The sequence below is a fragment of the Paenibacillus sp. NFR01 genome, from assembly GCF_900111565.1.
GTDB lineage: Bacteria > Bacillota > Bacilli > Paenibacillales > Paenibacillaceae > Paenibacillus_AQ.
Genome location: NZ_FOIK01000001.1, coordinates 1,883,520 through 1,898,652, shown reverse-complemented (window position 1 = coordinate 1,898,652; position 15,133 = coordinate 1,883,520). Strand labels below are relative to the sequence as shown.

16 protein-coding genes and 1 other annotated feature are annotated in these 15,133 nt (G+C 53.4%); of the genes, 13 read left to right on the top strand and 3 right to left on the bottom strand.

The window, feature by feature from the left end:
• Positions 1–99: 99 nt before the first annotated feature.
• Both serA and BMW84_RS08795 read right to left on the bottom strand, forming a co-directional pair.
• On the bottom strand, positions 100–1,692 hold the full coding sequence (gene serA / locus BMW84_RS08800) for a phosphoglycerate dehydrogenase (protein WP_091066763.1): 1,593 nt from the start codon (positions 1,690–1,692) through the stop codon (positions 100–102).
• A gap of 218 nt (positions 1,693–1,910) precedes the next feature.
• Positions 1,911–2,138: a binding site (T-box leader), on the bottom strand.
• A 110-nt stretch (positions 2,139–2,248) separates the two neighbouring features.
• Positions 2,249–3,151 carry a hypothetical protein gene (locus BMW84_RS08795; protein ID WP_091066759.1) on the bottom strand — a complete coding sequence of 301 codons (903 nt, stop codon included), beginning with the start codon at positions 3,149–3,151 and terminating at the stop codon, positions 2,249–2,251.
• Between the two features lie 69 nt (positions 3,152–3,220).
• Between BMW84_RS08795 and BMW84_RS08790 the strand changes: the two genes are divergently transcribed.
• Genes BMW84_RS08790 through BMW84_RS08780 form a run of 3 tightly spaced genes read left to right on the top strand, consistent with a single transcriptional unit; the run spans position 3,221 to position 5,203 of the window.
• Positions 3,221–3,814 carry a type II CAAX endopeptidase family protein gene (locus tag BMW84_RS08790; RefSeq protein ID WP_091066757.1) on the top strand — a complete coding sequence of 198 codons (594 nt, stop codon included), beginning with the start codon at positions 3,221–3,223 and terminating at the stop codon, positions 3,812–3,814.
• Between the two features lie 2 nt (positions 3,815–3,816).
• Entirely contained in the window at positions 3,817–4,371 is a 555-nt protein-coding gene (locus BMW84_RS08785; RefSeq protein WP_091066755.1) for a hypothetical protein, read from the top strand.
• Positions 4,372–4,378: 7 nt separating this feature from the next.
• The gene (locus BMW84_RS08780) at positions 4,379–5,203 is read left to right on the top strand and encodes a metallophosphoesterase (RefSeq protein ID WP_091066752.1); all 825 of its coding nucleotides are present in this window, start codon (positions 4,379–4,381) and stop codon (positions 5,201–5,203) included.
• A 100-nt stretch (positions 5,204–5,303) separates the two neighbouring features.
• Here BMW84_RS08780 and BMW84_RS08775 read toward each other — a convergent pair whose 3' ends face one another.
• Positions 5,304–6,212, bottom strand: coding sequence for a polysaccharide deacetylase family protein (locus tag BMW84_RS08775; protein ID WP_091068192.1), 909 nt, complete (start codon positions 6,210–6,212; stop codon positions 5,304–5,306).
• Between the two features lie 94 nt (positions 6,213–6,306).
• On the opposite strand from BMW84_RS08775, the gene BMW84_RS08770 reads away from it, so the two are divergent.
• The 10 genes from BMW84_RS08770 (at position 6,307) to der (ending at position 15,130) form a co-directional block, all read left to right on the top strand.
• The gene (locus tag BMW84_RS08770) at positions 6,307–6,669 is read left to right on the top strand and encodes a hypothetical protein (RefSeq protein ID WP_091066750.1); all 363 of its coding nucleotides are present in this window, start codon (positions 6,307–6,309) and stop codon (positions 6,667–6,669) included.
• A 218-nt stretch (positions 6,670–6,887) separates the two neighbouring features.
• Positions 6,888–7,505 (top strand): genetic competence negative regulator, encoded by a 618-nt coding sequence (locus BMW84_RS08765; protein WP_091066748.1) that lies wholly within the window; start codon positions 6,888–6,890, stop codon positions 7,503–7,505.
• A 75-nt stretch (positions 7,506–7,580) separates the two neighbouring features.
• Positions 7,581–8,273, top strand: coding sequence for a glutamic-type intramembrane protease PrsW (gene prsW, locus BMW84_RS08760; protein WP_091066745.1), 693 nt, complete (start codon positions 7,581–7,583; stop codon positions 8,271–8,273).
• A 73-nt stretch (positions 8,274–8,346) separates the two neighbouring features.
• Positions 8,347–8,493, top strand: a complete 147-nt coding sequence (locus tag BMW84_RS24740) for a hypothetical protein (protein WP_175498710.1) — start codon at positions 8,347–8,349, stop codon at positions 8,491–8,493.
• A 72-nt stretch (positions 8,494–8,565) separates the two neighbouring features.
• Positions 8,566–9,924 carry a germination protein YpeB gene (ypeB, locus tag BMW84_RS08755; protein WP_091066743.1) on the top strand — a complete coding sequence of 453 codons (1,359 nt, stop codon included), beginning with the start codon at positions 8,566–8,568 and terminating at the stop codon, positions 9,922–9,924.
• 144 nt (positions 9,925–10,068) lie between these two features.
• Positions 10,069–10,722 (top strand): flagellar brake protein, encoded by a 654-nt coding sequence (locus BMW84_RS08750; protein ID WP_175498709.1) that lies wholly within the window; start codon positions 10,069–10,071, stop codon positions 10,720–10,722.
• 126 nt (positions 10,723–10,848) lie between these two features.
• Complete coding sequence (gene cmk, locus BMW84_RS08745) at positions 10,849–11,559, top strand: (d)CMP kinase (protein WP_254772898.1); 711 nt, start codon at positions 10,849–10,851, stop codon at positions 11,557–11,559.
• Positions 11,556–12,143, top strand: coding sequence for a lysophospholipid acyltransferase family protein (locus BMW84_RS08740; RefSeq protein WP_091066738.1), 588 nt, complete (start codon positions 11,556–11,558; stop codon positions 12,141–12,143). Before cmk ends, BMW84_RS08740 begins: the two co-directional genes overlap by 4 nt.
• Positions 12,144–12,277: 134 nt before the next feature.
• Positions 12,278–13,591, top strand: a complete 1,314-nt coding sequence (gene rpsA, locus BMW84_RS08735; RefSeq protein WP_091066736.1) for a 30S ribosomal protein S1 — start codon at positions 12,278–12,280, stop codon at positions 13,589–13,591.
• A gap of 213 nt (positions 13,592–13,804) precedes the next feature.
• Positions 13,805–15,130: a ribosome biogenesis GTPase Der gene (gene der / locus BMW84_RS08730; protein ID WP_091066733.1), complete on the top strand. Its 1,326-nt coding sequence runs from the start codon at positions 13,805–13,807 to the stop codon at positions 15,128–15,130.
• Positions 15,131–15,133 lie beyond the last annotated feature (3 nt).

Genomic DNA, 15,133 nt, shown 5'->3' with positions numbered 1-15,133 from the left:
GCAAGCCAAAAAACAGAGCAGCGATTCTCCGATGGTAGGAGGATGGCTGCTCTGTTTGCTATTGGCTTATAGGATTACTTCAATATAACTTGCCGAATCTTACTTCAGGTTGATTTCTTCCGCGGCATTGATTTCCGGCAATCCGGCCAGCTTCACCAGCACAGCTTGCGGAACTTCCTTGTCAATGGTCAGCAGCATGATGGCTTCGCCGCCGACCACTTGCCGGCCCACCTGCATGGAGGCAATATTGACGCCGTTCTCGCCGAGGAGCGTACCGACGAGACCGATGATGCCCGGTTTGTCGTTATGCGAGATGAAGATTTGATGGCCTTCCGGCGCAATGTCGATCGGGAACTTGCCCAGGCGCACGATCCGTTCGCCGTAGCCCTGGAGCAGCGTGCCTGCCACCAGGCGTTCTTCGCCGTGTTCCGCTTTGAGCGTTACGGTAATCAGGTTCGTAAAACCTTTGGTCTTCGGCGCTTTGGTTACGACGACGTTCACGTCGCGGCTCTTCGCAAGATGGAAGGAGTTGACGATGTTCACATCGCTGCCGAGGAAGCGCTCCAGTGCACCTTTGACGATATAGCGGGTCAGCGGCTGGGTGTCCACGTCCGACAGGTCGCCGGCATATTCAACGACGATTTCGCCGAGCGCGCCGTGTGTCAGCTGGCTGGCAAAGCTGCCCAGACGTTCGCCGAGCGTAAAGTAAGGCTGAAGTTTGTTCATGACGCTCGGAGCCACAGGAGGCATGTTGACGGCGTTGATGAACGGTTCGTTGCGCAAAATATTAAGCACCTGCTCGGATACGTCGATGGCGACGTTCTCCTGGGCTTCCACCGTGGAAGCGCCCAGATGCGGAGTGACGATGATTTTTGGATGCGACAGGAACGGATGATCCGCTTCCGGCGGTTCTTTCTCGAATACGTCGAAAGCTGCTCCGGCAACGATACCGCTGTCGATCGCTTCGATCAGAGCCATTTCGTCGATAATGCCGCCGCGGGCGCAGTTGATGATCCGCATCCCTTTTTTCATGACTTCGAATTGCGGGCGGGAGATGATGTGGCGGGTCTCGGGAGTCAACGGCGTATGCACCGTAATGAAATCGGCGCCGCGCACGATGTCGTCGACGGAGGCGAGCTTCACTTCAAGCTTCTCCGCACGGTCCGCAGTCAGGAACGGATCATACGCGAGAATGTTCATGCCGAAGGCTTTGGCCCGTTTGGCGACCTCGCTGCCGATGCGTCCCATACCGAGCACGCCGAGCGTTTTGCCGCGCAGCTCTACGCCGAGGAAGCTCTTTTTGTCCCAGACGCCGGTAATTGTTTTGGCATAGGCTTGGGGGATATGGCGGGCAAGCGCCATCATCATAGCGAAAGCATGTTCACAAGTGGTAATCGTGTTGCCGTCCGGAGCGTTAATGACGACGATGCCGCGCTGCGTCGCCGCTTCCAGCTTAATGTTGTCGACGCCGACGCCGGCGCGTCCGATCACTTTGAGCTTCTCGCCGGCCGCGATGATTTTCTCGGTAACGGTCGTTTGGCTGCGAACCAGCAAGCCGTCGTATTCTCCGATAATGGCAACAAGCTCGTCTTCGCTGAGGCCCGTCTTTTTCTCAACGGTAACATCCTCCGCGTCCATCAACTGCTGAATCCCCAGATCGCTGATCGGGTCCGATACTAATACTTTAAACATGTTTTCTTTTCCCCCTTAATCGTAATAAAGATAATATGTCCAGGATGCCCGCAAAGGCAGTCCACAGTACCGGAAGAGATGTCTGAATAACGTAGTGACGCGCTGTCGCATAAAAGAAGAAAAGTACATAAAACCGCTGCCGGCCGCCCTTTGGGGCGAATGCCGCCTGAAACAGATTCAGGTAACAAAAAAACTCCCGAATCCATACTACTGCCGTAGTAAGGGACGAGAGTTGTCGTGGTACCACCCTAATTTACCGCCTTCTTGCGAAGGCAGCCTTATAGGCCTCTAAAAGGCCACACCTTTAACGGGGTGAACCGATTGCATCTACTGAACCTTCGATACAATACCTCGGGAGCGCTAAGGGAATACCGTTGCCTACCGGTTTGCACCAACCACCGGCTCTCTGAAGACTGCGGGTAACCCTGTTCCGTCATCGCTTTTTGCTTGATTAATTTTTCATAATGTAACATGACCGTGCCAACTGTGTCAATAGGCCGTTTCCGGTGTTCGTCTTGAAGTGGAACGTAATTTTCGTTATGATGCAATAGCTGGTTTATTCATAGAAAAAAGGCAATTGCGGTACAGTTTCTTTGCCGTAATACTGCTCCCGCCATTTCATGTAATCCTGCTCCTGGACGGCTCCGGTGGAGATCAGGAGATTGACCGATGACTGCACGTCTTTCAGCCCCAGGGAGCTGGCCGTGCCCGAATAGATCATATCGTCGATCTTTGCGGTGATGTCCTGCGGATCGAAGCCGGCGTAGATACTGCGGTTCAGCATAATGGAAGCGATGGTCGCGTTTTTCTGCAGCAGCGGCATTTTTTTCCACTGGACGAAGGACAAGGTCTTCAGCTCGCCGGATTCGGCAGGAATTTTGCCGTTTTGTTTGGAGCCCCATTTGAGCATAGAGTCGTAGAAGTCCTTCTGTCCGAGAAGCCCGTATCTGACGGCGCTGACGGTGAATGCTTCCTTCTTCAGCAGCTTGGCCGTTTCTGAACCAGACGAGCCGGCGGTCACCTTATCCGCAGCCTGCGAGAACAGCCTGAGGCTCTTGAGAATATTAAGCTGGGACTGGCTCAGCAGCGGAGAGTTCTGGAAGAGGGAGTCCTGGTTGACCTTCTCGTACTGTTTGTCCGCCAGCAGGCTCAGATTCTTCAGGCTCGCCGCGTTTTCGCGGGCGCTGGTGCTGCGGGAGAGCGTGTCCACCTCATTGTTCCAGTTGCGCTTGAATTCCCGATAAGGTAAAAATACATTATGGTAGAAAGCGACAAGGTCCTGCTGCTGGTAAGAGCCGGCATGCTCCTCCGGCGTTTCGGGATCCGGATGGACATATTTGGCCTCCGTCTTGTCTGCTCCAACTTTCACTCCCGTAAAAAAAGCGGCAAATGCGCATATTAGGAAGAATAAGAATCCGAGTGTGTATAACATTTGGGTGCGGGAGTTGCGGCTACTCATAAATGACTGCTCCTTTTTCTGGAAAAATTATCTATATATTTATAAATCACTTAAGAACGGGTTGATTACGTGAAAAAGTTCAAGTTGGGCGAAGTTAAAATTAAAAAAGCCGATCCGCAGCATTTAACCGACAGGCTTTTGCTGATCAATTTGTATATTACGCAGGGTCTTACTTTATTTATCGGTCTCATATGGATATTATTGCAGAAAAGAAATCCCATTTCGCTATTAAATTTTCCCCACGACGCCAAATTCGTTTACTGGGGCCTCGGACTTGCGGCCGTTATGCTCGTGGTGGACTTTATTCTGACCTATATCGTACCCGAAGAAAGCATGAATGACGGCGGAATCAACGAACTGCTGTTCAGAAGCCGGCCAATTTGGCACATTGTTTTTATTGCCGCCATCGTATCCATTTGCGAGGAGCTGCTGTTCCGCGGAGCCATCCAGCATTCCCTCGGCCCATACTGGACCAGTATCCTGTTCGCGGTGATCCACATCAGGTATCTGCGCCACTGGATTCCGACCGGCTGGGTGTTCCTCAGCAGCTACGGGCTTGGTTATGTATACATTCATTCCGGCAGCCTGTGGGCGCCGATTCTTTGCCATTTTGCGATCGACCTGTTCTCGGGTCTCGTCATCCGTTACAGAAGGGAGGCTTGAACGTGGAGCTTAGCCGGGTCAAATCCCGCCGTAAACCGGAAAAAGCAAGCATGCAGCCAGAGAAAACAAGCAAACGCGGCGCGCCATCTGTCCCCGCTGAGCCGGCAGTCCCTGCCGCTCAGAATCTTTTTGACCCTGCCGCACCGGCGGCGGCTGAGGATCTTAGCGGTTCACCCATTGCATTATCACGGAAGGAACGCCATTCCGCCGCGGCGGCAAAGGCTTCGGCCGGAGGATTCCGGTTAAGCCGGAGAGCGGTGCAGGCCGAGGATCGTGCGTCTTTGCAGCCTGCAGAGACCGTTCAGGTTCCCCCTGTAAAAAGGCTAACCAAGCGTGGCAGGGGATCGGACCGGATATCCGGAACGGAGCCGGGGACCGAAGCGTCTTCGGCTGCGGGGGAAGCCACGCCTTCCCGCGCCTCCTCCTATCCTTCCGAACGCGTTCGCCTCAGCAAGATGTTTGTCAATTCCCTGATCGTCGTTTTTTTGCTGCTGCTGGTTTCCCTGCTCTGGTGGGGAATCGAGGGCGCGCCTGAACTAAGAACATTGTGGGAGTGAGCGCCGGTTGTTGCCGATAATCCTGATCGTGCTTGTGCTGGCCGTTGCCGGATGTCTTCTGGCGATGGTGATTTCCGCGTTTGGCAAACGCATGATTCCTCTGGATATTCCGCTTGAACATTTGCCCGAGAGCCTTTCGGGCTTCCGCATTTTATTGATCACCGATATTCACGCAAGACGGCTGCCAGGGAAGCTACTCGAACCCTTGCGGGGCCGGGTGGACGCCGTGCTGCTTGGCGGCGATTTGACGCAGGGAGGCAATCCGCCGGAGCGGCTGCGGGACAATATGCGGCTTGCCGCTTCCATTGGTCCGGCCTATGCCGTGCATGGCAACCATGACGGCAAGGCGGACCTCGCCGTGGTCGATGCCATCCTCCGGGAGAGCGGCGTACGCCTCCTGCTCGACGAGAACGTCGTGCTGCGGCATCCCGGCGGCGAGCTGCTGCTCACCGGCGTGGACTTTCCGCGGACCGGCGGCAAACGTGCCTATGCGCCCCTGCCGGTCCGCGAGGCCGGCACGGAGGACCTGTGCCGGATCATTCTCGTCCATGACCCGCTTTGGCTTGAGAAGCGGGAAGAGCTGCCGGCCGATCTGATTCTGGCCGGCCACACCCACGGCGGCCAGGTCGTGCCGCCGCTGCTGGAACGCCGGCATGTGGAGGCGTTCTACCGGGAATACAGCGCCGGCATGTACCTGCTGCCGCGGGGGACCGGGCGGTCCGAGCCGCCGGTCCGGCTGTTCATCAGCAGGGGCTTCGGCACGGCGCATTTGCCGCTGCGTTTCCGCAGCCCTGCGGAAATGCATGTGTTGACCCTGCGCCGCACGCGGTAGGGCGGCGCAGCAGCGGCCCCGGCGGCCAAACAAAAGGTGCACCTCTGCAAGGGACAGAGGTGCACCTTTGTGTTTACGGACGATGCTGATGATCGTCCGTTTATTTTGCCACCGGCGCCTTGGTGGAGATGCTGCGCGGATCAACGAAGCTGTAGCCTTTGCCTTCCAGCGTGGTCAGCAGCTGGTCCAGCGCCTCCACGGTCCACGGTAGCTCATGCATCAGGATATTGCTGCCGGAATGGAGCTGGTCGGTGACGTTTTTGATCAGCTTACCGGTTTTGCCGGTTTCCTTCTCTTTCATCTCCCAGTCGAGCGATCCGTTCGACCAGGTCATGTAGAGCAGGTGATTCTCGGCGGCGACCTTCTTGCCGACATCGCCGCCCGCCCCGTGCGGAGGCCGGAAAAACACCGGCGTTTCGCCGGTCGTTTCCTTGACGATGGCCTGCACGTCTTCGATCTGTTTTTTTACTTCCGCATAACTTTTATCCTTCAGCACGATGTGATCCCAGCTGTGATTCCCGAGGATGCCGCCGCGGTCGTGGATCAGCTTCAGGAGCTCGGGATGTTCCTTCACCCGGTAGCCGTTGACGAAGAAGATTGCTTTGGCGTGATGTTTGTCCAGGACATCCATGAGCGGATTAATCATTGCCGCTTCTTTTGGACCGTCGTCGAAAGTGAGCAGGACGACTTTTTTAGCGGTGCCTTCGTCATTCGGCACGATATCGTAATTTTTGTTCATATGATACAAAAGCGGAATGTTCTCCGGATCCCCCGCAGCTTCACTTCCGGGAGATGCGCTTGCTGTATCCGGTGTTGCCGTCGGCGATGGAGACGGCGAAGGAGCCGCCGACGACGGTGCGTCCGTCTGTACAGGCTCCGGAGCCTGGGATGCCGTCGCCGTCGCCGTGGGCTGAGAATTGTCCCCTGATGTAGTGCCGTTGCCCGTATTGTTGCCGCATGCCGACAGCAGCAGAACGGTCAGCAGCAGCGCTGATGTCCATTTACCCACTTTTTTCATCTCGCTTTCTAGTTGATTGTTTGTATGAGCGGCTAGCTTTCCGCGAACACTACACATGATTTTACCATACAAGGAGGCCAGAGGTATGAATACTTCGTCATTTTTGTGCGGGGTCATGATGGGTGCTGTAGCCGGTGTCATGGTGTCCAGAAAACGCGGAGTCGCCATGTCTTCGCTGATGAACGGCTCTTTTAGCGGAGCCGGCGAACGGGCGAAAGACAAGATTCTGGGCATGGCGGTGACCGGCTTCGGCGATACGGCTCGCGAGGCTAAGGAAGAGAAAGAAAGCGGACTGAAATCCTCCGCCGAACACAAGCATGAATCCCCGGTGCAGTCCAAGGAATCGAACCTGAAGATGCTTAAGGATTTTATCCGCAGCAATCCGGAGGTCAAGCACGAAGTGGAGAAAATCCTTAAGGATACCCACACCGCAATACCCGGATTGTAAACCGGATCGCCGCTGCAGAATCATTTTGAGGAAGCGCCGCTTTCGCAAAATGATTCTTTTTTTATCCCCGCGGTCGGTAAAGAGCGTTTTATATATTTATTCACGTGCATTTGCCTTCCCAAAATGATAACATACATACATAGTAACCATTTTTGGCTCAATACTCGGGACTCATCATACACTATTATCAAATGAGCTTTCAAAAGGAGGATCCTGTCATGAGAATAGAACGTTTAAGCCAAGATAAGATACGGATTTTCCTCACTTTTGACGACCTGAGCGAACGAGGCATCCAGAAGGAAGACATGTGGCAGGAAGTTCCTAAGGTTCATGACCTGTTTACGGAAATGATGGATCAGGCTTACAGCGAGCTTGGATTCGACGCAACGGGTCCCCTGGCCGTGGAAGTTTTTGCTTTGCCCGCCCAAGGAATGGTCGTTATTGTGACCCGGGGGAAATATGACCATAGTCAATACGGTACGTCCGGGGAAGATGAATTGCCCGAAGACATCTTTGAAATGGAAGTTACGCTCGAACAAACCGATTCGATTGTATATGTATTCCGTGATTTCGAAGCTCTCGTCGAAGCCGCCCATGTGCTGATCGGCAATATTACCTCCCAAGGCAAGCTGTATTCTTATAACGATAAATGGTATCTGTATTTTGATCCGAAGGATTACGAAGAGCAGACGCTAGTAGCCCTGGTGGGCGTGCTCGCGGAGTTCGGCGACGCGTCGCCGGTGACCGAAGCGGTGCTTGGAGAATACGGGAAGACCGTAATGGCGGAGAACGCGATTCAGACGTTGTGCACCCACTTTAAACGCCAGCAATATTAAGCGTACCGGAGGGGGAGGGCCCTATTAGAAGGTTCTCTTCCCTAGGGTAGAAAGAGTTTGCGGGGAGGGTATTCGGTGCTTTTGTTATCGGTTATTTCGTCGGCAGTGGCACCGGGCCTAGCGCTGCTGACTTTTTTCTATTTAAAGGATAAATATGATCAGGAGCCGCTGCATATGGTGGTCAAAGTCTTTTTGCTGGGACTCTTAATCGTTTTTCCGGTTATGATCATTCAGCGTGGACTTATGCTTGGATTGCACAGCGGGCCGTATGTGGAGTCGTTCCTGATCTCCTCCGGAGTGGAAGAATGCCTGAAGTGGTTTGTGCTGTACCATATGATTTACAACCATACCGAATTTGACGAGCCTTATGATGGAATACTATACGCCGTGGCCATATCCCTTGGCTTTGCGACGATTGAGAATGTAATGTACGCCTGGTACAGCCACGCTTCGTTCGGCTCCATGCTGCTCCGGGCGCTGCTGCCCGTGTCGGGCCATGCGATGTTTGGCGTCGTGATGGGTTACCACATGGGTAGAGCGAAATTTTCCGGCGGGAGCCGGCGGGGAATTCTCCTAGTTTCACTCCTGCTCCCTTGGCTCTGGCATGGAATCTATGATTTTATCCTGAACACGATGACGATCTACTGGATCTGGTTTATCGTGCCGCTCATGGCCATCCTCTGGTACGGCAACATGGGCAAGGTGGCGAGGGCTAACAACCGTTCGCCGTTCCGGTTTTTAAAACGGGAGGAAGAGGTTAACCTCTAAAAAGGATGGACACACTTATACCTGAAGGCAGTCCGCATGGCGGGAATCCAGAAGGGAAGAGGGTGTCTTTTTTTTGCGTGTAAAAGTCCGGATCATTTGCAAACAGTGCGGCGAGATTTATATTCTCAGAGGCAGCAGAGAGCAGGGGATCATTCAAACCGGATTCAAGCAATGTCTCTGCAACAGCAGCAGCGGCTTTGAAATCGAAGAGCATGCTTAAAGCAGGTGCATAAGACTTCCTTCTTATTGTCACACTAACGGCAATACGCTATGGAAGGAGTCTTGCGGCATTATGTACAGAAGATTGAGCGCCATTCTGTTTCCTTTGACCGCGCTGCTGCTGGTGGGAGCGCTGGTTTGGGGGTATCAGGAGAACCAGGAGAAGAATTCGATACTGCTGAAGGCGGAAAACCAGTATCAGCGCGCCTTTCACGATTTGTCCTTTCACATGGAGCGTCTCCATGGAGAACTGGGGAATACGCTTGCCGTCAATTCCGCTGCCAGCGGGGTGCACCGCAAAGGGCTGGTGAATGTCTGGCGGCTGACGAGCGAGGCGCAGAACGAGATCAACCAGCTTCCGCTGACGCTGCTGCCTTTTAGCCAGACGGAAGAATTCCTCTCGAAAATTTCGAATTTTTCCTATAAAGCGGCGGTTCGGGATTTTACGAAAAAACCGTTGACGGACGGAGAACTCAGCAATCTCAAAGCGTTGTATAAAAGCTCCGGCGATATCTCGAAGGATCTGCAGGAGGTACAGAGCAAGGTTATCACGAACAAGCTGCGCTGGATGGACGTAGAGTCTGCGCTTGCCACGGAGGATAAGGCAGAGGATAACACGATCATCGACGGCTTCAAGACCGTGGACAAGCGTGTGGCGGCATATCCCGAACTGGACTGGGGACCTTCCGTGGCCAGTATTTATGATAAACGCTCCGTGAAAAAACTCGGGGGTAAGCCGGTTACGGCCGAAGAAATCAAGCAGAAGGCGCTGAAATACGCAGACGCCGGCGCAAATGCGCAGATTCAGGTCGTGGAAAACGGCAAAGGCACGGAATGGTCTTCCTATACTGCGACGGTGAACGAGCCGGGAAGCAAGGAAGCGATAAGCATGGATTTTACCCGTGAAGGCGGTCTGTTGATCTCCTATAACAATAACCGGGAGGTCGGCCAGGCGCAGGTGTCCATGAAGCAAGCCGTGGCCAAAGCTGTTAAATTCCTGGAACGCAAAGGCTTCCCGCAGATGACGGCGGTCAGTGCCGACCGTTATGACAATCTTGGCAATATGACGTTTGTAAGCAGCCAGAATGGCGTGCTGATTTATCCGGAGAAAATCACCGTGCGCACCGGTCTGGATACCGGCGAACCAGTAGGCTTCCAGGCCAGCGATTATGTCCGCGAGCATCAGGAGAAGAGAGTCATTCCGAAGCCGCAGCTTTCGCTTGCCGAAGCACGCAAAATGCTGAATCCGGACTTCAAGGAACTGTACCACCGGCTGGCCTGGATTGAAAACGACGACGCCACCGAAGTGTTGACCTATGAGTTCGGCGGTAAAATCAACGGTTCGCAGTACAGGATTTATCTCAACGCATCCGACGGCATCGAGGAGACGGTAGAAGAGGTGCGGACCTCCTCGGGCGCACAGCAACAATAAAGATGCTTCTATAGAAAGGGTGAGGGCGTTTTCCGATGGGGAGACGCCTTTTTGCCTGCATGACGGCAATTTTTTTAACCGGTCGGCAAACCGCCATGCTATAATCGGGGATGAATATATTACATCCTTGTGGCGGTGAACCATTTGTATCCAAAAATCAATGAATATCTCTACATACATATCGCCTCAAGCGATACGGCCGAGTCCGATATCGAATACAGATCGCGAATTGCCGAAATCGAAGAAGATGCCTTGCTGATTGAGATTCCGATGCAGGAGAAGAACGGCCGGCTGAAAAAGCTGTTCGTCGGGGACGAGCTTTCCGTCTATTTCATGACCGAAGGCGGCATCAAAAATTATTTCAGTACGTACGTGATCGGTTTTCAAGAGGATGTCATCCGCATGGTGCGGGTGCGCAAGCCTGCTCCGGAGGCCATTTCCAAGATTCAGCGCCGCAGCTTTCTGCGCGTGGATGCCGAACTGGAGCTGGCGGTGAAGGATGCTCAAGGCGCGCGTTATCTCGTCCGCACGGACGACGTGGGCGGCGGGGGCGTGTCGTTTCTGAGCGACGCCAGCGTCAAGCCGGATGAAGGGGGCAAACTGCATTGCTGGCTGCTGCTCCCGTACCGCAACGGCTCGACGGAGCATGCCAGCTTTGAAGGCGAAATCGTGAGGGTGAAGAAGCTGGAGAACGGACGCCATCTGGTCATGCTGAAATTCGTAACGATCACCGATTCCGAACGGCAAAAAGTGATCCGTTATTGCTTTGAACGGCAGTTTGATTTCCGCAATCGTTAGTATATTATTGTGACCATTATCGCCATGCGGTTTTGCACTGCGTTATAAACTGTGGTATAATTTCATAAGTTGCAGGCAATGCCTGCTTTTTTCTTGATAAGGTGTGTTTTGAGGAGGAATGCCCCGTTGCATAGGCAGGGTACACATACTGAAGACAGAATTAACGTCGCCATCGACGGACCTGCCGGGGCAGGTAAGAGCACTGTAGCCCGTTTGGTAGCACAGAAATTGTCCTACATCTATGTCGACACCGGAGCAATGTACCGGGCCATTACCTGGTATATGATCCGCGAAGGCATACCCCCGGAAGATCATGGGCGAGTGAGCCAGGTGGTCCGCGATATGATCATCGAACTGATTCCGGAAGAGGATGTACAGAAGGTGCTCATCGACGGGGAAGACGTGACTGCTCATATCCGCAGTCTTCAGGTCAGCGGCCAGGTGTCGCAGTATTCGAAGATCGAAGGCGTCAGATCCCGTCTCAGCCAGCTGCAGCGGCAGATGGCACAGCGTAAGGGCGTGGTGATGGACGGCCGCGATATCGGAACGACCGTGCTGCCGGATGCCGAAGTTAAGATTTTTATGACAGCCAGTGTTGAGGAGCGGGCGCTCCGCCGGTATAAAGAACTGAAGGATGCGGAAAAGATTACGCTGGAACAGCTTGAACATGACATCGCCGCACGTGACCGTCTTGACGAGAGCCGGGAGATTTCTCCGCTGCGCCGGGCGTACGACGCGATATTACTGGATACCACGCATATGGATATCCATCAAGTTGTGGAAGCGATCGTTTCTCACTGCAGATCTTATGTCGACGGGGAGAGGAATCATTTATGATTTATGTCATTTGCCGCAGTTTGCTCCGCATGATTTATGCCGTGTTATATCCACTGAAGATTGTGGGTAAAGAGAATGTGCCGAAGGAGGGCGGAGTGCTGCTCTGCGCCAACCATATCAGTCTGCTCGATCCGATGACGATCGGCATCAAACTGAAACGCCAGGTCAAATATATGGCCAAGGCGGAGCTTTTCAAGGTTCCCGTGCTCGGCTGGCTGATCAGACAGCTGGGAGCTTTTCCGGTAAAGCGTGGCGGCGTAAGCAAAGATTCCATTAAAATCGCCCTGGTGACGCTTCGCGGCGGACATGTTATGGGCATCTTTCCGGAAGGAACGCGCAACTCCGACTCCGGAGTGGCGAAGAAAGGTGCGGCAAGTTTTGCGCTTCGCAGCGGTGCTGCCGTAGTGCCGGCCGCCATTGTGGGCAATTACAAGCTTTTTCGCCGGATGACGGTCATTTACGGTGCGCCTATTGATCTTAGCGCTTATGAAGGCGCAGGCAGCGAATCTTTTGAAGAGGTTACCGATGTCATTATGGGCCGGATTCATGAGATGATGCGTACCGGCAAGCCGACTGTGAACTAGCGCGCGGCATAACGACTAATTTTTGGAACATACTAATCCGAAGGCGCAAGGCGCTGGAGGAGGCAATACTGTTTTGAACCCTGCGACCACGCGGGTTTAAATAAATGGGGTTTTGAATCGAGGAGGGTAATCACATGTCTGAAGAAACTAGAAACCAGGAAACTGCGCAAGAGAACGAGAATGTGGAAGTAGCGGAAACGGTAGAATCCGCACCAGCAGCTTCCAGCAAAGAAGAAGAAGTGACAAGCCAAGAGGGTCTTGAAATCATTTCTCTCAAAAAAGGCGATACCGTGAAAGGAACAATCGTCAAAATCGAAGATAACCAAGCTTATGTAAGCATTGGATATAAATACGACGGCGTAATTCCGATTCGCGAATTGTCTTCCGTACAACTGGACAACGCTGCTTCCGCGGTAGAAGTAGGACAAGAGGTGGAATGCAAAGTGGTAAGCATCAATGATAACAAGGAAAGCCTTGTGCTCTCCAAACGCGCGATCGACAGCGAAAAATCCTGGGATGACCTCGAGAAATTCTTCGCTTCCCAAGAAGTGATCGAAGTGACTGTAGCCGACGTGGTTAAAGGCGGTCTCGTTGCCGACGTAGGCGCACGCGGATTTATTCCGGCTTCCATGGTTGAACGTCATTTCGTTGAAGATTTCAGCGACTATAAAGGACGCACGCTGCGCGTCAAAGTCAAAGAACTCGACCGCGAAAACGGCAAAGTAATTCTCTCTGCCAAGGAAGTGCTGGAAGAGGAATTCGAAGCCAACAAACAAAAAATCATGTCCGAGCTGGCTGAAGGCCAAGTGATCGAAGGTACAGTGCAACGCCTGACCCAATTCGGCGCTTTTGTTGATGTCGGCGGCGTAGACGGCCTGGTTCACGTATCCGAGATGGCTTGGAACCATGTGGACAAACCGGCTGACGTAGTATCCGAAGGCGACAAGGTTCGCGTGAAAGTACTGAAAGTGGATCCGGAAAAAGGCAAAATCAGCCTGAGCATCAAAGCAGCTTCCCCAGGTCCTTGGGATTCCGCAGCAGGCAAAATCAACATCGGCGACATCGTGACCGGTACGGTTAAACGTCTCGTGAACTTTGGCGCATTCGTTGAGCTGCTTCCTGGCGTGGAAGGCCTTGTGCATATTTCGCAAATCTCCCACAAACATATCGGCACTCCGCATGAAGTGCTGAAAGAAGGCCAAGAAGTTCAAGTGAAAGTACTGGACTTCAACCCGTCCGAAAAACGCGTCAGCCTCAGCATCAAGGAAACCGAAGAGGCTCCTGCGCCTTCTCCTAGACCTGAACGCACCGGCGGCAGAGACAGAGCGGACAAAGCGCCTAAAGAAGTATTGAACAACCCGAACGTTTCGCTGAACAACGAAGGCCTGAGCTTCACGCTGGCTGAACGTTTCGGCGACAAGCTGGACAAATTTAAAGGTAATAACTAATATTATTTTGAAAGCTTACGGGTAAAGTAATAGGCGAACCCCCGACATGGGGGTTCGCCTATTGTGTTTTTCGCATCATTTCCGGATCCACGCAAAGTATCTGATCAAGAGACAAAGCCAAGGCCCCGCTTTGCGAGGAATTCTAGCGGCTGTGTTAGCCAAAAGAACCGTTTTTTGCTATGATGAGGGGTAGGAAGACAGGAGGAATGAATTATGGCAAGACCCGTTGTGGCCATTGTAGGGAGGCCTAACGTCGGGAAATCGACGATATTTAACAGACTGATTGGCGATAAGCTCGCCATCGTGGAGGATAAACCGGGCATTACGCGCGACCGGATCTATGGAATATCCGATTGGAACGGTGTGTCCTTCAGCGTAATCGATACCGGGGGTATTGAAATTGATGGCGAGGATTTCATTTTGAAATCGATCCGCGCCCAGGCGGAGCTGGCCATCGAAGAAGCGGATGTTATCATCTTCATGTGCGAGGCCAAGAGCGGCTTGACAAACTCGGATGAAGAGGTGGCGCAGATCTTATTCCGCTCCGGCAAGCCGGTTGTGCTGGCCATCAACAAAGTGGACAATATGAAGCGCGCAGAGGATATTTACGAATTTTACAGCCTCGGCTTCGGTGATCCAATCGGCATCTCCGGCAGCCACGGCACGGGAATCGGCGATCTGCTGGATGCGGTTACCGCGCTGCTGCCTGAAGAGACAGAGGACGAATACGATGACGACGTGATCCGCGTCGCCCTGATCGGACGGCCAAACGTCGGCAAATCGTCGCTGGTCAACGCCATTCTGGGTGAGGAACGGGTTATTGTAAGCGATATGGCCGGGACGACCCGGGATGCGATCGATACGCCGTTTGAGCGGGACGGACAGAAATATGTGCTGATCGACACGGCCGGGATGCGCAAGCGCGGCAAGGTGTACGAATCGACCGAGAAGTACAGCGTCATGCGCGCGATGCGGGCCATCGAACGTGCCGATGTGGTGCTTGTCGTCATCAACGGCGAAGAAGGCATTATCGACCAGGACAAACATATCGCCGGCTACGCTCATGACGCGGGTAAAGCGTCTATATTCGTCGTCAACAAGTGGGATGCGGTCCAAAAGGATGATAAAACGATGCAGCATTTCGAAAACGGCATCCGCGATCATTTCCTGTTCATGACGTACGCGCCAGTAGTCTTTTTGTCAGCGCTGACCAAACAACGCCTGCAAAAACTGCTTCCGGTAGTGCAGCATGTTGCCCAGCAGCATGCACTGCGCATTGCGACCCATCTTGTCAACGACGTCGTATCCGACGCTGTAGCCATCAACCCGCCGCCTACGGATAAAGGTCGCCGTCTGCGCATTAACTACGTGACCCAGGTGGCGGTGAAGCCGCCGACCATCGTCGTATTCGTCAATGACCCATCGCTGATGCATTTCTCCTATGAGCGTTATTTGGAGAACAAGATCCGCGCGGCGTTTGACTTCCAGGGAACACCGATCCGTATCTTTACACGGCGCAAATCCGAAAACGAAGGTTAGGGG